The 17,682-nt window shown below is 64.8% G+C and carries 19 protein-coding genes; 11 read left to right on the plus strand and 8 right to left on the minus strand.

Annotated elements, in window-relative coordinates:
* Window positions 1–164 precede the first annotated feature (164 nt).
* The 7 genes from ACS7SF_RS26245 to paaE all read left to right on the plus strand — a co-directional run bounded on the left by ACS7SF_RS26245 (window position 165) and on the right by paaE (window position 6,074).
* Window positions 165–692 carry an SRPBCC family protein gene (locus ACS7SF_RS26245; protein ID WP_439893384.1) on the plus strand — a complete coding sequence of 176 codons (528 nt, stop codon included), beginning with the start codon at window positions 165–167 and terminating at the stop codon, window positions 690–692.
* A 40-nt stretch (window positions 693–732) separates the two neighbouring features.
* A complete protein-coding gene (locus tag ACS7SF_RS26250) occupies window positions 733–2,181 on the plus strand; it encodes a DHA2 family efflux MFS transporter permease subunit (RefSeq protein ID WP_439893385.1) in 1,449 nt (482 codons plus the stop codon).
* 128 nt (window positions 2,182–2,309) lie between these two features.
* Window positions 2,310–3,329, plus strand: coding sequence for a 1,2-phenylacetyl-CoA epoxidase subunit PaaA (paaA, locus tag ACS7SF_RS26255; protein WP_439893386.1), 1,020 nt, complete (start codon window positions 2,310–2,312; stop codon window positions 3,327–3,329).
* 9 nt (window positions 3,330–3,338) lie between these two features.
* A complete protein-coding gene (gene paaB, locus ACS7SF_RS26260) occupies window positions 3,339–3,638 on the plus strand; it encodes a 1,2-phenylacetyl-CoA epoxidase subunit PaaB (RefSeq protein ID WP_439893387.1) in 300 nt (99 codons plus the stop codon).
* A gap of 9 nt (window positions 3,639–3,647) precedes the next feature.
* On the plus strand, window positions 3,648–4,448 hold the full coding sequence (gene paaC / locus ACS7SF_RS26265; protein ID WP_439893388.1) for a 1,2-phenylacetyl-CoA epoxidase subunit PaaC: 801 nt from the start codon (window positions 3,648–3,650) through the stop codon (window positions 4,446–4,448).
* On the plus strand, window positions 4,442–4,954 hold the full coding sequence (gene paaD, locus ACS7SF_RS26270) for a 1,2-phenylacetyl-CoA epoxidase subunit PaaD (RefSeq protein WP_439893389.1): 513 nt from the start codon (window positions 4,442–4,444) through the stop codon (window positions 4,952–4,954). Before paaC ends, paaD begins: the two co-directional genes overlap by 7 nt.
* Window positions 4,955–4,973: 19 nt before the next feature.
* Window positions 4,974–6,074 (plus strand): 1,2-phenylacetyl-CoA epoxidase subunit PaaE, encoded by a 1,101-nt coding sequence (gene paaE, locus ACS7SF_RS26275; RefSeq protein ID WP_439893390.1) that lies wholly within the window; start codon window positions 4,974–4,976, stop codon window positions 6,072–6,074.
* A 3-nt stretch (window positions 6,075–6,077) separates the two neighbouring features.
* Here paaE and ACS7SF_RS26280 read toward each other — a convergent pair whose 3' ends face one another.
* Window positions 6,078–6,698, minus strand: coding sequence for a TetR/AcrR family transcriptional regulator (locus ACS7SF_RS26280; protein ID WP_439893391.1), 621 nt, complete (start codon window positions 6,696–6,698; stop codon window positions 6,078–6,080).
* Window positions 6,699–6,762: 64 nt separating this feature from the next.
* Entirely contained in the window at window positions 6,763–7,578 is an 816-nt protein-coding gene (gene pcaD, locus ACS7SF_RS26285) for a 3-oxoadipate enol-lactonase (RefSeq protein WP_439893392.1), read from the minus strand.
* A gap of 102 nt (window positions 7,579–7,680) precedes the next feature.
* Between pcaD and ACS7SF_RS26290 the strand changes: the two genes are divergently transcribed.
* Both ACS7SF_RS26290 and ACS7SF_RS26295 read left to right on the plus strand, forming a co-directional pair.
* On the plus strand, window positions 7,681–8,631 hold the full coding sequence (locus ACS7SF_RS26290; protein WP_439893393.1) for a LysR family transcriptional regulator: 951 nt from the start codon (window positions 7,681–7,683) through the stop codon (window positions 8,629–8,631).
* 130 nt (window positions 8,632–8,761) lie between these two features.
* Window positions 8,762–9,580 carry a class I SAM-dependent methyltransferase gene (locus tag ACS7SF_RS26295; RefSeq protein ID WP_439893394.1) on the plus strand — a complete coding sequence of 273 codons (819 nt, stop codon included), beginning with the start codon at window positions 8,762–8,764 and terminating at the stop codon, window positions 9,578–9,580.
* A gap of 6 nt (window positions 9,581–9,586) precedes the next feature.
* On the opposite strand, the gene ACS7SF_RS26300 is transcribed toward ACS7SF_RS26295, so the two are convergent.
* Window positions 9,587–10,192 carry a cysteine dioxygenase gene (locus ACS7SF_RS26300; protein WP_439893395.1) on the minus strand — a complete coding sequence of 202 codons (606 nt, stop codon included), beginning with the start codon at window positions 10,190–10,192 and terminating at the stop codon, window positions 9,587–9,589.
* 183 nt (window positions 10,193–10,375) lie between these two features.
* On the opposite strand from ACS7SF_RS26300, the gene ACS7SF_RS26305 reads away from it, so the two are divergent.
* Both ACS7SF_RS26305 and metC read left to right on the plus strand, forming a co-directional pair.
* Window positions 10,376–12,013: a rhodanese-like domain-containing protein gene (locus ACS7SF_RS26305; RefSeq protein WP_439893396.1), complete on the plus strand. Its 1,638-nt coding sequence runs from the start codon at window positions 10,376–10,378 to the stop codon at window positions 12,011–12,013.
* Window positions 12,010–13,233 carry a cystathionine beta-lyase gene (gene metC / locus ACS7SF_RS26310; RefSeq protein ID WP_439893397.1) on the plus strand — a complete coding sequence of 408 codons (1,224 nt, stop codon included), beginning with the start codon at window positions 12,010–12,012 and terminating at the stop codon, window positions 13,231–13,233. The genes ACS7SF_RS26305 and metC overlap by 4 nt, the downstream gene beginning before the upstream one ends.
* Before the next feature lie 11 nt (window positions 13,234–13,244).
* Here the strand turns inward: metC and ACS7SF_RS26315 are convergent, their stop codons facing one another.
* The 5 genes from ACS7SF_RS26315 to ACS7SF_RS26335 form a co-directional block, all read right to left on the minus strand.
* Window positions 13,245–14,117 (minus strand): amino acid ABC transporter ATP-binding protein, encoded by an 873-nt coding sequence (locus ACS7SF_RS26315; protein WP_439893398.1) that lies wholly within the window; start codon window positions 14,115–14,117, stop codon window positions 13,245–13,247.
* Window positions 14,104–14,787 carry an amino acid ABC transporter permease gene (locus tag ACS7SF_RS26320; RefSeq protein WP_439893399.1) on the minus strand — a complete coding sequence of 228 codons (684 nt, stop codon included), beginning with the start codon at window positions 14,785–14,787 and terminating at the stop codon, window positions 14,104–14,106. The genes ACS7SF_RS26315 and ACS7SF_RS26320 overlap by 14 nt, the downstream gene beginning before the upstream one ends.
* Window positions 14,780–15,562, minus strand: a complete 783-nt coding sequence (locus ACS7SF_RS26325) for an amino acid ABC transporter permease (protein ID WP_439893400.1) — start codon at window positions 15,560–15,562, stop codon at window positions 14,780–14,782. The genes ACS7SF_RS26320 and ACS7SF_RS26325 overlap by 8 nt, the downstream gene beginning before the upstream one ends.
* Window positions 15,563–15,576: 14 nt before the next feature.
* Window positions 15,577–16,416 (minus strand): transporter substrate-binding domain-containing protein, encoded by an 840-nt coding sequence (locus ACS7SF_RS26330; RefSeq protein ID WP_439893401.1) that lies wholly within the window; start codon window positions 16,414–16,416, stop codon window positions 15,577–15,579.
* A gap of 89 nt (window positions 16,417–16,505) precedes the next feature.
* Entirely contained in the window at window positions 16,506–17,642 is a 1,137-nt protein-coding gene (locus ACS7SF_RS26335) for an acyltransferase family protein (protein ID WP_439893402.1), read from the minus strand.
* Between the last annotated feature and the right edge of the window lie 40 nt (window positions 17,643–17,682).

Consider the following 17,682-nt stretch of genomic DNA (forward strand, 5'->3'; position numbering starts at 1 on the left):
CCTTGGCGCAGGGTGATGGCCCGGTGCTAGACTGCGCATTCACCAGGGCCTGATCAACAACAACGAAACCACCCCTGGATGACCGGCTGTTCTGGCCGCGACCCTTCGCATGCCCGACGCGAAGGCGTCTTTCACCTGCTGCCCCCTCTCTTGGAGCGCTCTTCATGCTGAAGATCATTGCGATCGTCATTGTCGTTGCCATTGTTGCTGTGCTCGGTTTTGCCGCGACGCGTCCGGACAGCTTCCGCGTTCAGCGTGAAATCGACATCAAGGCGCCGCCCGAAAAGGTGTTTGCCCTGATCGACGATTTCCACCATTGGACGACGTGGTCGCCGTGGGAAAAGCTCGACCCGGCGATGAAGCGCACATACGGCGGCCCGACCAATGGCAAGGGCGCGAACTATGCGTGGGAAGGTTCCAGCAAGGTGGGTGCAGGACGCATGGAAATTGTCGATGCAACATCGCCCAGCCGCATCCAGATTCAACTGGACTTCCTCAAGCCGTTCGAAGCCCACAACACGGCTGAATTCACGCTGCAACCCAAGGGCGACGTGACCCACGTGACCTGGGCCATGTTCGGCCCAAGCCCATTCATCTCGAAGGTGATGGGCCTGTTCTTCAGTATGGATGCGGTGGTCGGCAAGGATTTTGAGACCGGCCTCGCCAATCTCAAATCGGCTGCGGAATCCTGAGCCACACTCAGGCGCAGCGGCAAATCATAGGAGTGGTTCCATGACGCATGGCATCGACGAACGCAAGCGCTGGCTTGCCCTCATCGTGCTCTGCCTGGGCGTGCTGATGATCGTGCTGGACACGACCATCGTGAACGTTGCACTGCCGTCCATTCAGGCGGATTTGGCCTTTACCGAAACCTCGCTGGTGTGGGTGGTCAACGCCTACATGCTGACCTTTGGCGGCTGCCTGTTGCTGGGCGGCCGGTTGGGTGATCTGTTCGGGCATCGCAAGCTGTTCTTGCTGGGGCTTACGCTGTTCACGCTGGCGTCGGCTGCGTGCGGGCTGGCGAACTCGCAGGGGCTGCTGATCACGGCGCGTGCCGTACAGGGGCTGGGCGGGGCAGTGGTGTCGGCGGTGTCGCTGTCGCTCATCATGAACCTGTTCACCTCGCCCGAGGACCGCGCCAAGGCGATGGGCATCTACGGTTTCGTGTGTGCGGGCGGCGGCAGCATCGGCGTGTTGCTGGGCGGCTTGTTGACGAGCGCGTTGAGCTGGCACTGGATCTTCCTGGTCAACCTGCCGATTGGCGTGGCGGTGTATGCCGCCTGCGTGGCGCTGCTGCCGGCCGGCAAACCGCTGGCCGATCGCGCCAAGCTGGATGTGGCGGGCGCCATTTCCGTGACGGCATCGCTCATGCTGGCGGTGTACGCCATCGTGCACGGCAATGAAGCGGGCTGGACGTCCACGCAAACGCTGACGCAGTTGGGTATTGCCGTTGCGCTGATGGTCGCGTTCCTGGTGATCGAATCGCGCGTGTCGCATCCGTTGATGCCGCTGCACATGTTCGCGCTGCGCAACGTGGCCACGGCCAACGTGGTGGGCGTACTGTGGGCGGCTGCGATGTTTGCGTGGTTCTTCATCTCGGCGCTCTACATGCAGCGCGTGCTGAACTACAGCGCCATGCAGGTGGGGCTGGCCTTCCTGCCGGCCAACATCATCATGGCGGTGTTCTCGCTGGGCCTGTCGGCCAAGCTGGTGATGCGCTTTGGCATTCGCGCGCCGCTGTCGCTGGGGTTACTGGTGGCGGCGGTGGGGCTGGTGCTGTTTGCGCGTGCCCCGGCCGGCGGCAGTTTTGCGCTGGATGTGCTGCCCGGCATGTTGCTGTTGGGGCTGGGCGCCGGCGTGGCATTCAATCCGGTGCTCCTGGCGGCGATGAGCGATGTCGCGCCGGATGAGTCGGGTCTGGCGTCGGGCGTGGTCAATACGTCATTCATGATGGGCGGCGCGCTGGGCCTGGCCATCCTGGCGAGCCTTGCGGCTGCCCGCACCGAAGGTCTGGCTGCGGCAGGCGTTGACGCCACGACTGCACTCAATGGCGGCTATCACCTCGCGTTTTTGCTGGGCGCAGTTGCAGCCCTGCTTGGCTCGGTGTTGGCAGGTGTGTTTGTGCGCACCCGCACGCATGGGGCGACGCAGGGCGAGGCATCGTCCGCCGCCTCCATCTAGGTCATCGAGAAATAGGTTCACCGTGTGTCTCAAGCGAGGCATACGGTGAAACCCGTTATTGACCGACCGGTCGGACGGTTTATAATCGATCCAGCCTCGCACCCCCCAAAGCGCGGCCGGAGGATCGTATGTACACCCAAAGTCTCGACCAGCCCGGCGGCGTGCCCACCGAACAGGAGCTGGCCGCCGCCGCCCAAGGCGAAGCCGAGTTGCAGGCGCGCTTCGATGCGCGCATCGGCGCCGACCACAAGATCGAGCCGCAAGACTGGATGCCCGCACCGTACCGCAAGACGCTGCTGCGGCAGATCTCGCAGCATGCGCATTCGGAGGTGGTTGGCATGCTGCCCGAGGGCAACTGGATCAGCCGTGCGCCCTCGCTCAAGCGCAAGGCGATTCTCCTGGCCAAGGTGCAGGACGAGGCGGGCCACGGGCTCTATCTCTATTCCGCCGCAGAAACGCTCGGCAGCACACGCGACGAGATGATCGATGCGCTGCACGAGGGGCGTGCCAAGTATTCGTCGATCTTCAATTACCCGACGCTCTCCTGGGCGGATGTTGGCGTGATCGGCTGGCTGGTCGATGGCGCAGCCATCATGAATCAGGTGCCGCTGTGTCGATGCTCATACGGCCCCTATGCGCGCGCCATGATCCGTATCTGCAAGGAAGAGTCCTTCCACCAGCGTCAGGGCTACGAATCGTTGCTCACCATGATGGGAGGCACGCAGGCGCAGCGCGACATGGTGCAAGAGGCCGTCAATCGCTGGTGGTTCCCGGTGCTGATGATGTTCGGGCCGCCCGATACCGCGTCGCCCAACAGCGCGCAGACCATGGCCTGGGGCATCAAGCGCATCTCGAATGATGATCTGCGGCAGCGCTTTGTGGATGCCACCGTTGAACAGGCGCGCGTGTTGGGCGTGACGTTGCCCGATCCCGGCCTCGTGTGGAATGCGCAACGCGGTCACTACGATTTTTCGCCGCTGGACTGGTCCGAATTCAAGCGCGTGCTTGATGGCCACGGCCCATGCAACCGCGAGCGCCTCGCCACTCGCAAGCGCGCACACGCAGAAGGCGAGTGGGTGCGCGAAGCCGCGCTCGCCTATGCACGCAAACAGGCCGAACGTGCGGCCGCCACCGAACAAGCCGCCTGAGGAATCGCGATGACAACCACCACGCATCAACACGAATGGCCGCTGTGGGAAGTGTTCATCCGAAGCAAGCAGGGCCTGGAGCACAAGCACTGCGGCAGCCTGCACGCGGTGGATGCCAAACAGGCGCTGCAGATGGCGCGTGATGTCTACACGCGCCGGCAGGAGGGCATCTCCATCTGGGTGGTGCCTTCGGCTGCCATCACCGCCAGCGAGCCGGACGACAAGTCCATGCTGTTCGATCCGATGGCCGACAAGATCTACCGGCATCCGACGTTCTATCGGTTGCCCGATGAAGTCAACCACATGTGAGCCGCAGTGATGACTTCCGACGCGCATCTGCACTACCTCCTTCGTCTCGCTGACAACGCGCTCATCCTCGGCCAGCGCAACGCCGAGTGGACCGGCCACGGCCCCGTGCTGGAAGAAGACATCGCGCTTTCCAACCTGAGCCTCGATTTGATCGGCCAGGCGCGGTTGCTTTACACGCATGCCGGCCAGATCGAAGGCGCGCTGACCGGTACGCCGCGCACCGAAGACGACTACGCCTACTGGCGTGCCGAGCAGGCCTTCCGCAACTACACGCTGCTCGAACTGCCGCATGTCGGGCCTCTGGTTGCCACGTCGGCTGCCGAGCGCGACTACGCCGTCACCATCGTCCGACACTTTCTGTACGCCGCGTTGATGGTGCCCCTGTGGGAGGCATTGATGGCGTCCACCGATGCCGAGCTGGCTGCCATCGCCGCCAAGTCGGTCAAGGAGATGCGCTACCACCTCGCCCATACGCGCGACTGGTTGGTGCGCTTCGGTGATGGCACGGATGAATCGCATGCGCGTGCCCAAGCCGCGCTCGATTGGCTGATGCCGTACACCAACGAGTGGTTTGCTACGGATGATGTCGAGAATGCTGTGGCCGACGCCGGCATCGGCGTGCGCCCGGCAGGCCTGCGCGATGCGTGGGAAGCCGCAGTGCGTGATGCATTGGACGAGGCCACGCTCACCTGGCCGGAACCTAGCCCCTATGTCAGCACTGGCAAGCAGGGCGTGCATTCCGAACACATGGGCTATCTGCTGGCCGAGATGCAAGGGCTGGCGCGTCAGTTTCCGGGGGCATCGTGGTAGCCGAACGGTTGCACCGCGCACGTCTCGCGCTGGAAACCGTGACCGATCCGGAAATCCCCGTCGTCACGATTGCCGAACTGGGCATCCTGCGCGATGTGCGGATCGACGAAGCCGGCACGCTGGTGGCAACGATCACGCCCACCTATTCCGGTTGCCCGGCGATGGACCAGATTGCCGACGATGTGAGCCGCGCATTGCAAGCGGCGGATGTGGGGGCGTATCGCGTGCGTTCGGTGCTCTCGCCGGCATGGACGACGGATTGGATCACCGCCGAAGGACATCGCAAGCTGCGCGACTTCGGCATTGCGCCGCCGGCGCACGTGGTGACGGTGGGCGAGGCGCGCCCCATTCGGGTGATGCGCCCCGCGCAGGCCGAGGAGATCGCCTGCCCGCAATGCGGATCGCACGACACGGTGTTGATCTCTGCCTTCGGCTCGACGGCATGCAAGGCGCTGTACCGCTGCCGCGCCTGCCGTGAGCCGTTCGACTACTTCAAGCCGTACTAAGCCCAACTGAGCAACCGCCATGACCCCGCAATTCCACCCCCTGCGCGTTGCCGAAGTGCGCGGCGAGACGGCCGATACGATTTCCGTGCGCTTTGACGTGCCGAGCGATTTGCGCGACGCCTATCGCTTCACGCAGGGTCAGTTCCTGACATTGCGCGTACCACCCGGTCAGTTGCCCGGCCAGGAAGAACTGCGGCGCTCGTACTCGATCTGCTGCGCGGTGCAGGACTACGACGCGCACGGTGAGCTGCGTGTTGCCGTCAAGCGCGTCGACGCGGGCGTATTTTCCAACCACCTGCATGACCGCATCCGCGTGGGACAAACACTCGACGTGCTGCCGCCTGATGGGCGCTTCTACGTGCCGCTGGCTGCTGAGAGTGCACGCCACTACGTTGCCTTTGCAGCCGGCAGCGGCATCACGCCCATTCTCTCTCTCATCAAGACCACGCTGGCTGCCGAACCGCATAGCCGCTTCACGCTGGTGTACGGCAACCGCAGCGTCGACAGCATCATCTTTGGTGAAGCGCTCGAAGACTTGAAGGACCGCTATCTCGATCGCTTCGTGCTGTATCACGTGCTGTCGCGGCAGGCGCAGGAGATTGCGCTGTTCAACGGGCGGCTGGATGACGCGAAGGCGCATGCCTTTTTGGATACGTTGATCCCGCCCGCCAATATTGATGCCGCCTTCATCTGCGGTCCTTCCACGATGATCGATGCGGTGGAAGCCGCGCTGCTCGAACGCGGTGTACCGCGCGAGCGTGTGCATGCCGAGCGCTTTGGTGTGCCGGTGAACGATGCATCGGCGGCGGCCAAACCGCGCAAGCGCGCGGCTGTGGCGGGCGATGTGGCGCTGACGGTGGTGCTCGACGGAAAATCGCACGAGGTGCCGATGGCGGGGGATGCCAAGGTGCTCGACAGTGCGCTGAGCGCGGGGCTCGATCTGCCCTATGCGTGCAAGGGCGGCGTGTGCTGCACGTGCCGCGCCAAGGTGCTGGAAGGCCGCGTGGAGATGGAGAAGAACTTCACGCTGGAAGACTGGGAGATCCAGCAGGGGTTTGTGCTGACCTGCCAGGCGCGGCCGCTTACGCAGCGCGTGGTGGTCAGCTACGACGAGCGCTGAGCTTCAGCGCTCGTCGCTGTTCGGGCCACCCAGCCCGTTCTCCAGCATCCCGATCACCATCTCGGCATAGCCCTCGTACGAGAGCGGGCCGTCGGGTTTGAGCCAGGTGAACGTCCAGTTCATCATGCCGAACAGCATCATCGTGATGGGTGTGCGGTTGGCCTCATCCACCTTGTCAGGATACGCTGCGCCGAGTTGCCGGCCCACGGCAGCCACCACGTCTCGCTCACGCGCGAGCACGATGTCGCGCTGCTCCGGCGACAGGTATTTCACGTCATTGAGCAAAGCCACATGCCGCGTACGCGAGGTCGCGTATTCGGCCAGAAACGTGCGGACCAACAGGTGCAGCGTGGCGCGCGATGAAAGCTTGGCGTGCTGCGCGTCGCTCTCTGCGCGTTCGACCAAGTCGGCCAGCCGCCGCGTGTAGCGGTCGAGCAGGTCGAAGAGGATCGCTTCCTTGCCTTCGTAGTAGTGGTACAGGCGCGATTTCGAGCCGCCGCACGCGGCGGCGAGCTGGTTCATCGACACGCTCGGGTAGCTGTCAGCCGCAAAGGCCTCGGCAGCGGTGTCGAGCACGCTTTCGCGGCGCAGCTCGAATTCGTCTTCGTTCTTGATGCGGGACATGTCTGGCGGCACATCGGTTGGATGGCCGCCATGTTAACCGGCGGGGTTGCTGCGTGTCGATGCATCAAGCCGTTCCATGCACGGCCAGGAAATCCAGCACGGCTTCCAGGAATGCCTCCGGCCGCTCCACGTTGGCCAGGTGCACGGTGTCGAGCACGCGCAGTTGCGCCCCCGGAATGGCAGCCGCGATTTCCTCGCCATGGCGGGCGGACGTCACCGTATCGTGCCGGCCGGCAATGACGAGCGTCGGATGCGTGATCAGCGTGATGGTGCGGCGCAGGTCGGAATCGCGTACCGCAGCCCAGCCACCGATGATGCCCTCGCGCGGCGTTGCCAGCAGCGCACGGCGGAACGGTTCCACCGTGGGGTCGTTCGCTTCCAGCATCGGTGCCGGGAACCAGTTGCGCAGGAAGGTTTCGGCGGTCTCGCGCATATCGGGCGCGTGCTGCAATCCCGTGATGGCCTGATCGAAATACTGCGTCGGTCCGATATGCGCGGCGGTGTTGGAGAGCACCAGCCGGTCAATGCGCTCCGGCGCATGAATCGCCAGCCATTGCGCCACGATGCCGCCCAGCGACAGGCCCAGCATATGCACACGCTGGATGCCGAGCGCATCGAGCAGCTCCACCACGTCGCGGCCAAGCCGGTCCATCGAATACAGGCCCGACGGCGCATCGGAAGCGCCGTGGCCGCGGGCGTCGTAGCGCAGCACGTGGAAGTGCTTGGCCAGCCGCGGCACCGTCACATCCCACATGTGGAGATCGGTACCGATGGAGTTGGACAGCAGCAGGACCGGCTTGTCCGATGCGCCGTCAAAGCGATAGGCGATGCGTACACCGTCGCCGGTAGTGATGAAGGACAGGTCGTTGTGGATGGTCATGTTGGGCTCCTGAGAACAACGATTGGGATGGCGTCATCGTAGGAGCCGGGGCGTTTCAGAGATACTATGAAGTTCTGACGAACTTTGTAGGTTTTGCGGACAATGCAGAACTTCACGCTCCATGAGCTGCAGTGCTTCGATGCGGTGGTGACTGGCGGCAGCTTTCAGGCTGCGGCCGAGCGGCTGCACCGCTCGCACCCTTCGGTGTTTGCGGCGGTGTCCAAGCTGGAGCACCAGTTGGGCTTGAGCCTGCTGGACCGTAGCGGCTATCGCGTGCGCTTGACGGAGGCGGGGCAATCGTTTCACCGCAAGGTGCAATCCCTGCTGCGTGAGAGCGATGAACTGCGGACCCACGCTAAGCAACTGGCGATGGGTGAAGAAGCTGAGCTGCGCGTGGTGCTGGGCGATCTGTGCCCGCTGCAGCCGGTGCTGGCCTTGCTCAGTGCGTTCTTCGGCCAATGCCCGCAGACGCGATTGCAACTGCAGTTCGAAGCCGTGACCGGACCATGGGAGCGCTTGCTGGAGGACGAGGCGGATCTGATCGTGCACCGCGTGCCGAAAGGCGATGTGCGCATGGAATGGATCGACCTGGGCAAGATCGCCATGGTGCCGGTGGTGGCACCCGGCTTTCTGCCGTTTCCCATTACATCGACGCTCACGCCGCAGCAGATGCAGCGCTTCATGCAGTGCGTGATCAACGACTCCGCGCGCCACCCGCCCGAGCAATCCCACTACGTGATCGACGGTGCCCCGCAGTGCGCAGCGCCGGACCAATTGATGAAGAAGGAGCTGATCCTGCACGGTATGGCGTGGGGGCATCTGCCGCGCTTCCTGATCGACGAGGAATTGCGCGAGTGGCGGTTGCTGTCGATCGCGGGGCGACATTTTCCCGGCATGGTGCAGGAACTGGTGGTGGCGCGCCGGCGGGATCAGCCGCACGGGCCGGTCGCGAATCGGCTGTGGGAATTCCTGGGTAACCAGGCGCCGGTGCTGAAACCGGCGTTGGGACGTATGCCTCGACAGGCGAGTGCGGCCAGTCGAAGGCTGGCGTAATTCGGTTAGTTGCCACTGTCTGTCTGCCTGGGCAGGTGCCGCCTAGTCGGCATGGTGGAGTGCCCCGCGCGCGGTTCCGGCCTATAACCATTCATGTCCAACCAACCCCTCCGGGCAAAGGTGGTGAACGATGGAAGCACATGGCACGGACAAGGTTTTCGCCGGCGCGATTCCCGAGCTGTATGACACGCTGCTGGTTCCGTTGATCTTCGAGCCGTATGCGGTGGATATGGCTGCACGGGCCGTCCGCTGCAAGCCCACCCGTGTGCTGGAAGTTGCCGCAGGCACAGGAGCGGTGACGCGTGCACTCGCGCGTGCGCTGCCGGAAGCCACCGAGATTGTCGCGACTGACCTGAACCCGCCGATGCTCGATCGCGCCGCTGCTGTCGGCACGAGCCGGCCCGTGACATGGCAGCAGGCTGATGCGCAGCAACTACCGTTTGAAGACGGCAGCTTTGATCTGGTGATCTGCCAGTTCGGCGTGATGTTCTTTCCCGACCGGCCCAAAGCCTTTGCCGAAGCGCAGCGTGTGCTGACGCCGGGCGGCACGCTGCTCTTCAGCGTGTGGGATCGGATTGAAGACAACGACTTTGCGAACGTGGTGACGAATGCGCTGGCGAAGCGCTTTCCCGAGCATCCGCCGATGTTCCTGGTGCGTACGCCGCACGGCCACTACGACCCAGCCCCCCTTCAACGGGACGCCCGCCAGGGCGGCTTTACCGCAGAGGTCACGCACGATGTCGTCACGGCACGCAGCCGGGCAGACACCGCGCGCGTGGTCGCCATTGCCTACTGCCAGGGCACGCCGGTGCGCGGCGAGTTGGAGGCATTCGGCCCCAGTGCCCTGAACGATGCCACCGATGTGTGTACGGATGCCCTGACCGCGCAGTTCGGCTCAGGCCCCGTCGACGGAAAGATCCAGGCGCTGATGTTCAGTGTGACCGCGTGAGGGGGATCAGGCCGCCTGCTTGGTCGTGCTCATGTAGTTGCGGTTGTAGTTGAGCACGCGCCCCGTGGCGAGGTCATAGCCGACGCGCCCGGTGAGCGTTTCCAGCGCGCGGCCATAGAGGTGGAAGTGCCGCGTGGGCGTGTTGCCCACCACGTGGATGCTGTGGATGTCGTCGTCGAGGAAGGCGATGGGTGTGCCGGGCTGCACCACCACTTCGTGCGACAGGGCGAGCGTGGCACGCTCGGGGTCGCGGCCGTCGTCGGTGCGGGTGTAGACGCGGTTCAGTTCTTCGCCTTCCAGCGCCACGATGACGGCCCATGTGGTGTGGTTGTGCGGCGGCGTGGTCTTGCCCGGGTTGATGGCGTTCAGGTACAGCGCAAAGGTCTGGTCGGGCTCTGCGTGCAGCAGGTAGCGGCTGGAGGCGTCGGCATCGCCCGCTGCGGGCGGCGGAAATGCGTCGAGCGGAAACAGGGCTTCTTGCGCGGCAAGTTCATGCAATCGATCAGCAATGCGTGAGAGTGATGCGCGCGTAATGCCGTCCTGCGCGGCAATGGCGCGGATGGCGACAAGGGTTTGTTGGATGGCGTGTTCGCGTTGCTGGGCGAGGCTCATGGCGGTCCGGCGCAGAAATGAGGCAGAAGAATGACGCCCTAGTATAGAGCGCCGAACCCGCGCCACCAACGCACGATCCTGCATATGGATAGACGCATCGCTTCGTTCGTGCACGCGTGCCAGCGTGCCTACCATGGCTGCCTCCTAGAACCGCAAAAACACGCAGCAATACGCGAGGCATGTATGTCGACTTCCGCCATTCCCTCCATCAACGCCACTACGCTCAAAGCCTGGCTACATGACGGCGCAGAAATCGCGCTGTTCGACGTGCGCGAGGCCGGCGAGTTTGGTGAGGGGCACCTCTTTCTCGCCACGCCCGTGCCCTACAGCCGGCTGGAGGTGGAGGCGGTGCGGCTGGCGCCCCGGCGTGATGTGCGCCTGGTGGTGACAGACGCCGATGGCGGCTCGCTCGCTACATTGGCTGCCCGGCGGCTGGCCGATCTGGGCTACGGCAATGTGCAGGTGCTGGAGGGCGGTAACGCAGGGTGGCAGGCCGCCGGGTTGGCGCTGTTCCAGGGCATCAACGTGCCGTCCAAGACGTTTGGCGAACTGGCCGAGCTGGCCTATCACACGCCGCATATCACGGCGGGCGAACTGGCAGCCTGGCAGCGCGAGCACAAGCGGCACGTGCTGCTGGACGGACGCACCGTCGCGGAATACCGCCGCATGACCATTCCCGGTGCGGTGTCGTGCCCGAACGGTGAACTGGCGCTGCGTGCGCCTGCACTCATTCCCGATGACGACACGCCCGTTGTCGTCAACTGCGCGGGCCGCACGCGCAGCATTATCGGCGCGCAAACGCTGCGCAATCTCGGATTACGCAACCCGATCTACGCCCTGGAAAACGGCACGCAGGGCTGGCAACTGCATGGCCTCACGCTGGAACATGGCGCGGACCGCCGCTACCCCGACACGATCGACGTGCCGACCCGCCGCCGCGCGCAGGAAGCGGTGACCCAGTTGTCGCGTCGGTTTTCCGTGCCCAGCATCACCGCCGCCGACGTACAGGCCGAGCGGCAGCGCGGCGCACGCACCGTCTTCCTGCTCGATGTGCGTACGGCGGAAGCCTTTGCACGTGGCAGCCTGCCCGGTGCGGTGCATGCGCCGGGCGGTCAGTTGCTGCAAGCGACCGACCAATACGTTGGCGTACGCGGCGCTCGGCTGATCGTCTTTGACGACGACGGTATTCGCGCCCCGGTGATCGTCAGTTGGCTGCAGCAGATGGGCCACGATGCTGCCGTGCTGGAGGGCGGCCTTAGCGAGGCGAACGCCGCCGCGCTCGAGCAAGACGACGCAGCCTGGCAGCCGGTCGCACCATCGGGCATCGATGCCGGTGCACTGCGCAATGCCTTTGCGAACGGGCAGGTGCAGGTGTTTGATCTGCGCAGCAGCGCGGCTTATCGCGCAGGGCACATTCCCGGCGCACGGTGGTCGACACGGCGCCTGTTGGTCGATGTACGTGGCGCGCATGTGGTGCTGGTGGATGATGATCCTGCCGTCAGCGCGCTGGCTGCGGTCGATCTGTTCGAACAGGGCGCGGCCTCCGTGCAGCGCTTGGATGGAGGCATTGCGGCCTGGCACGCCGCTGGGTATCCATTGGAAGCCACGCCCGAATCGCCGACGGATGCCGAGCGCATCGACTACCTCTTCTTCGTGCACGATCGCCACGACGGTAACCTCGACGCCGCGCGCGGTTACCTCGCCTGGGAAATTGGTCTCGTCGCACAACTCGATGCGCAGGAGCGCGCCGGTTTCAAGCCGGGCGTGCCCGACGCAAACGCCCATGCGCCGGCGCAAGCGAACGAAGTGGAGGCGCAATGACGCGCGACGCCCGCCACGCCGCTGAAGCGCTTGCCACACGCATCATCCATGCAGGCAGCCCGCCGTTTGTGAATGGCTCGGCGCCCGTCAACGTGCCCATCGAGCGCACCAGCACCGTGCGCCACGCCAGCACCGCCGCCCAGCACGACGTGCAAGCGCGTCGCAAGGCCGGTGAGAACGTCGCCAGCTACGGCCGCCATGGTTCGCAGACGCACCGTGCGCTGGAAGACGCGTTGCTGGCGCTGGAAGGCGGCGTGCGCGCGTTCCTGGTGCCGTCTGGCTTGTTGGCGATTTCGCTGACGTTTCTGGCGCTGCTCTCACCCGGTGACCACGTCATCGTGACGGACAGCATCTACGCGCCCGTGCGCCGGCTCGATGCGGGGCTGTTGCAGCGGCTGGGCATTGAACTGTTGTATGTAGACCCGGCCAACGGACAACTCGAAGCGGCCATCCGGCCGCATACGCGGCTGATCTATACGGAATCGCCGGGGTCGCTGCTGTACGAAATCTATGACTTGGCTGCCATTGCCCACGTGGCGCGGCGCCATGACATCGTGCTGGCGATGGACAACACCTGGGCGTCGGGCATCCTGTTCCGCCCGCTGGATGCGGGGGCGGATGTCTCCGTGCTGGCCGCCACCAAATACGTGGCTGGGCATTCGGATGTGATGCTGGGTGCCGTCATCGCCCGCACCGAAGCCGTGGCCGCGCGCATTGCAGCCGCGCACGATGTGCTGGGCCTCACCGTCGGTGCGGATGATGCCTACCTCGCCCTGCGCGGCGTGCGTACGCTACCGGTGCGCATGGCACAGCACCAGCGCAACGCCACGCGCGTCGCGCAATGGCTGCAAACGCAACCGGGTGTCGGCCAGGTGTATTACCCCGCGCTGCCGGATGACCCGGGCCACGCGCTATGGAAGCGGGATTTCAAGGGTGCGAATGGACTCGTTTCGTTCGTGCTCGAAGGCGCGGACGTGCACGCAGCAGAGCGCGTGGCCGATGCACTGCGCTTGTTTGCCATTGGCGCCTCATGGGGCGGGTACGAAAGCCTGGTCACCGTGGTGCCGCGCGAGCGGCTGACCGACCATGCGCAATGGAACCAGGCCGGTGCCGTGCTGCGTCTGCATGTCGGCCTGGAAGATGCCGATGACCTGATTGCGGATCTGGAGCAGGCCCTGCAGCACGCGCCGGTGGCCGCCCTGCATGCCATTGGTGGCTGAGGTTTAGACCGTCAAATGGCAAACGTCGCGCTGGCGAAGGCGGCATGCCATGGTGCATGCACGGGCGGCCGCGCACCCGCATGACCGGACAGGGCGCGTGACAGAAACGCCCGCGTCCGGTCACTCGTCGGCGCAGAGAACACCTGCTCCGCCGGGCCGCGCTCCACCACCACGCCATGCTCGGTGAACACCACCTCGTCGCTGATGGCGCGCGCGAAGGCCATCTCATGCGTCACCAGCACGCAGGTCAGCCCGTCATCGACCAGCTCGCCGATCACGTTGAGCACTTCACCCACGGTTTCCGGATCGAGGGCCGATGTCACTTCGTCAAACAGGATCAGCTCGGGCTGCATGGCCAGCGCACGGGCAATCGCCACGCGTTGTTGCTGTCCGCCGGAGAGTTGGCCCGGATAAGCGCGTGCCTTGTTAGCCAGCCCCACCTTGTTGAGTAGCGCGTGCGCGGTGGCTTCCGCATCTGGCCGCGTCTTGCCCAGCACGCGCACGGGCGCGGCGGTCAGGTTGTCGAGCACGCTCAGATGCGGAAACAGGTTGTATTGCTGGAACACGAAGCCGATGCGCTTGCGCAGGGCGATGGTGTCGCCTTCGGTGGCGAGCTGATCGACGCGGATGCCATCCACAGTGATGCTGCCGCGCTGCGGCCGCAGCAAGCCGCTGATGCAGCGCAGGAGCGTTGATTTGCCCGAGCCCGACGGCCCGATGATCGACACGGCTTGCCCGCGATGCACGTCGAGGTTGATGCCGGATAACACCGGCGTGATGCCGAAACTCAGGTGCACGTCGCGCAGCGAGACGAGTGGCGTGGCGATCGGGGTAAGCGAATCCGGGGTAGGCGACTCAAGAGGCAGAAGATCAGGCAGCGACATGGGCGCGCTCCATGCGCCGGGTCAGGCGCGAAATCGGGTAGCAATAGACGAAGAACAAGGCGAGCACGGTGAAGTAGGTCAGCACCGTGAACGGCGTGCGGTTGACGGTGTTGCTGGCGATCTGCGCGGTGTCGAGCAGGTCATGCACGCCCACCAACGAGGCCATCGCCGTGCCCATGGTGATGACGGCATACAGGTTCATCCACGAGGGCAGCATGCGGCGCACGCACTGCGGCAGCACGATGCGCCAAAGAATGTCGCGTCGCGTGAAGGCCAGCGACGCTGCCGCTTCCCACTGTGTGGATGGAATCGACAGCACCGCGCCACGGAAGATCTCAGCCACATGGGCGCTTGCCGGCAGCGCCAACGCGAATGTCACCTTGAGCCAATCCGGAAACGGAATCGCATGGCCGCGTACGACGATCTCGAACGGCACGGCATACGCAATGCCATACACCAGCACAAGCCAAGGCGCATTGCGGAAGGCGACCACGTAGCCACCGGCCAGCCGCCGCAAACCGCGCACCGACGACAGATGCAGCGCACCGATGGCCAGCCCCGCCAGCGTGCCCAGCCCAACCGCCAACAGGCTGATACCGACGTTGATGCCGAGCCCGCGCAGCAACGCGGGCGACCAGTGCAGCAGCGTGCCCAGAAGGGTGTCAGGCATGGGCGATGCCTCCTGGCGTGATATGACCGGCGGTGCCATAGCCCGGCATCCGTAGCCGGCGTTCGATCCACACGCCCAGGGCATGCACTGCGTAGGTCACCACGCCGTAGAACAGCAGCAACAGCACCATGCATTCGAGCACGTTGTCTCGCTGCGTCCAGATCATCAGCGCGCTATACGTGATGTCGCCCACTGCAATGGCGGATGCCAGCGATGACGCCTTCACCAATTCCACCGTGTTGTTCATCAACGAGGGCAACGCGGCGCGAAACGCCAGCGGCAACTGCACGCGCCACAAGCGCTCGCGTGCGCTGAAGCCCAGCGAGGTGGCGGCTTCGAGCATGGCCGGCGGCACCGCTTCAATGCCGGCGCGCAACGCTTCTGCATGAAACGCCGCCTTGTGCAACGACAGCAGCGCTACCGCCCAGAAAAACGGCGTGAGCGGGTTGGTCAACTGCCACTGCGCCAGCGCTTGCGTGATGAGCGTGTTGACGACCAGGAACGCACAGCACAACTGCACCAGCGTCGGCGTGTTGCGCGTGAGTTCGATAAAGCCCTGTGCCAGCCATGCCACGCGTTTGTGCGGCGACACCAGCAACCGCGCCAGCCCCACCCCAAAGACAAGGCTCAGCACCACGGTGCTCAGCATCACCAGCAACGAAGTCTTCGCGCCTTGCAGCAGCGAAGTGCGCTCGTAGGCCTCGGCCAGGAAGCCGTAGTCGAGGCCCGTGTGACGGACCAGCGCAATCGCGCGCTGGAGGAGGTCGTCGGTCAAGTACAGATCCTCGATCAACTGCGATTGGCCTTCAGCTTGTCATGCCACTCCACCAGCGCGGGCGAGGGCGGCTGGATGCCGTTCTTCTTCTCGGTTTCGATCAGCCAGCCGGTGCGATGCCAACCTTGCACCACGCGGTCGAGTGCGGCCACGGTGTCGTCCTCGCCCTTGCGCGCCCAGATGACGGTGGGTGCGGGGATGAGGTCGGGGCCGACGATGCGGTAATCCTTCCATTCGGGGTTGGTGCGCGGCAGCGGCTGCAACAGCGTGGCGTCGTGCACGGCAGCGGCGCAGTTGTTGCCGCGCAGCGCCAGCAGTGATTCAGCCGGGCTCTTGAAGCCCTTGGGGGTGGCGCCAATGTCGGCGGCCAGCGGCTTGGTGTAGCTGCTGCCTTGCGACAGGCACACGTCCTTGCCCTTCAGGTCGCTCCACTGGCGCACCGGGCTGTCCTTGGGCACCAGCGCCACGCCGCCCACGCGGTAGTAGGGTGTGGGCACATGGGCCAGCAGTTCGGCGCGCTCGGGGTTCAGTTCCATGGATGCCACCAGCACATCCACGCGGCCCTGCTGCAGAAACTGCACGCGGTTGGAGGGCTGCACTTGCACGGTTTCGACTTCCACACCGAGCCCGCGCGCCAGCGCCTGCGCCAAGTCCACATTGAAGCCCGTTGCGCGCTGCGTGGCCGGGTCGATGGAGCCAAAGGGGCCCCCCGACAGCACCACACCCACCACCAGTTTCTTGCGCTGCTGAATCTTGTCGAGCGTGGCATCGGCATGCGCGGCCACGGCTGTCAACAGAGAAGCGGCGGCCAGCGCGGCGGAAGCAAAACGGGACCTAGTGGAAGGAGCAAACATGGCGTGCGACAGATTGTTTCTGAGGCAGCCATTGTGTGAGACATCCGTCGTGCGGGGAACGAATAAAAACCGGAAACGTTATGCGCCGTTCACGACTTCTGCAGCCCCAGCCATGCGCGCCATGTGGGCCGCCGGTTGCGCATCCATTCGATCGTGCGGCGGCCGAGAGTCATGGAAGGCTGTTCGACATAGCGATGCAGCAGCGTGGCCAGCGCCAGCGTCAACGTCAGGTTGACGGCAAACAGCATCAATTGCGAGCCGATCCATTCCGGCGCCAGCACGCCTACCAGCCGGTGCGTCGCTTCGATCACGCTGGGGTGCGCCAGGTACAGTGCGTACGACAGCTCACCCAGCCAGACGGCCACGCGCGGCACACGCAGCTGGCCGCAGTGCTCCATGGCGACCAACCCAGCCAACAGCGCGCCCGCCGGCAGCCCACGCCAGAACAGGTCGAACTTGGGCGCCGGCGCGATCACCGAGATCAGGAACGCGCCCAGCCCCATGGCCAGTAGCACGCGCGCGATGGTGGGCGTCAGGCGGCGCCGGTGCAGCGCATAGACCCACGCCAGCCCCGCACCTAGCAGAAATTCCAGCACCAGCGGGTTGGCGGCCATCGCCTGCAAGGGTGTCGCCCATGCGTAGAGCGCCTCCGGGTCGCGCAGTACCACACCGCTGTGCCAGAACGGCACGATGACCGTGGTGGTGAACAGCGCCAACGCCACCAGCCACAGCGCGCGGCGGCCAAACAGTGCCAGGCCGAGCGCGCACAACGCATAGAAGAACGCCTCGTAGTTGAGCGACCAGCCCACGTAGAGCGCCGGATACCCGAAGTACGGTGCATCCGCATTGGCCTGCGGCATGAACGCGAGCGAGGTCAGCAACACGCCCGTCGATACCGGGTTGAGCCAGGCGGAATGCAGCATGGACATCAACCAGTACGGCGGCGCCAACCGGAACGCGCGCTTGACGAGGAATTCGCCGGGCGCCTCCGGTGCCTTGCCCCGACCTTGGCCGAGCACAGCAACCCACGCGATGATGAAGCCGCTGATGACGAAGAACACATCTACGCCGACGTGCCCACGCTTGATCACATGGGTGGTCAGCCATGCCAGGGCAGGGACGTCCGCATGGGCGAGTGCCAAGCCCGAGTGGAATACGACGACGTAGAGCGCAGCAAAGCCCCGCAAGGCCTGGATGCTTTGGAGGGAAGAAGAGGAACGGTTCACAACTTGGGCCGGTCAACGTGCAACCCAAGCTGCCCAGCAA

Origin of the sequence: Ralstonia sp. 25C, from assembly GCF_051904805.1 — a bacterium.
Classification (GTDB): Bacteria; Pseudomonadota; Gammaproteobacteria; order Burkholderiales; family Burkholderiaceae; genus Ralstonia.

Excerpts from the sequence above, each read along its gene's own strand:
- paaB (WP_439893387.1), top strand. The coding sequence starts at position 3,339 with ATGACAACCACCACGCATCAACACGAATGGCCGCTGTGGGAAGTGTTC.
- ACS7SF_RS26245 (WP_439893384.1), top strand. The coding sequence starts at position 165 with ATGCTGAAGATCATTGCGATCGTCATTGTCGTTGCCATTGTTGCTGTG.
- ACS7SF_RS26290 (WP_439893393.1), top strand. The coding sequence starts at position 7,681 with ATGCAGAACTTCACGCTCCATGAGCTGCAGTGCTTCGATGCGGTGGTG.
- ACS7SF_RS26250 (WP_439893385.1), top strand. The coding sequence starts at position 733 with ATGACGCATGGCATCGACGAACGCAAGCGCTGGCTTGCCCTCATCGTG.
- ACS7SF_RS26295 (WP_439893394.1), top strand. The coding sequence starts at position 8,762 with ATGGAAGCACATGGCACGGACAAGGTTTTCGCCGGCGCGATTCCCGAG.
- ACS7SF_RS26315 (WP_439893398.1), bottom strand. The coding sequence starts at position 14,117 with ATGTCGCTGCCTGATCTTCTGCCTCTTGAGTCGCCTACCCCGGATTCG.
- ACS7SF_RS26330 (WP_439893401.1), bottom strand. The coding sequence starts at position 16,416 with ATGTTTGCTCCTTCCACTAGGTCCCGTTTTGCTTCCGCCGCGCTGGCC.
- ACS7SF_RS26280 (WP_439893391.1), bottom strand. The coding sequence starts at position 6,698 with ATGTCCCGCATCAAGAACGAAGACGAATTCGAGCTGCGCCGCGAAAGC.
- paaE (WP_439893390.1), top strand. The coding sequence starts at position 4,974 with ATGACCCCGCAATTCCACCCCCTGCGCGTTGCCGAAGTGCGCGGCGAG.
- paaA (WP_439893386.1), top strand. The coding sequence starts at position 2,310 with ATGTACACCCAAAGTCTCGACCAGCCCGGCGGCGTGCCCACCGAACAG.
- pcaD (WP_439893392.1), bottom strand. The coding sequence starts at position 7,578 with ATGACCATCCACAACGACCTGTCCTTCATCACTACCGGCGACGGTGTA.
- ACS7SF_RS26300 (WP_439893395.1), bottom strand. The coding sequence starts at position 10,192 with ATGAGCCTCGCCCAGCAACGCGAACACGCCATCCAACAAACCCTTGTC.
- paaC (WP_439893388.1), top strand. The coding sequence starts at position 3,648 with ATGACTTCCGACGCGCATCTGCACTACCTCCTTCGTCTCGCTGACAAC.
- ACS7SF_RS26320 (WP_439893399.1), bottom strand. The coding sequence starts at position 14,787 with ATGCCTGACACCCTTCTGGGCACGCTGCTGCACTGGTCGCCCGCGTTG.
- metC (WP_439893397.1), top strand. The coding sequence starts at position 12,010 with ATGACGCGCGACGCCCGCCACGCCGCTGAAGCGCTTGCCACACGCATC.
- ACS7SF_RS26305 (WP_439893396.1), top strand. The coding sequence starts at position 10,376 with ATGTCGACTTCCGCCATTCCCTCCATCAACGCCACTACGCTCAAAGCC.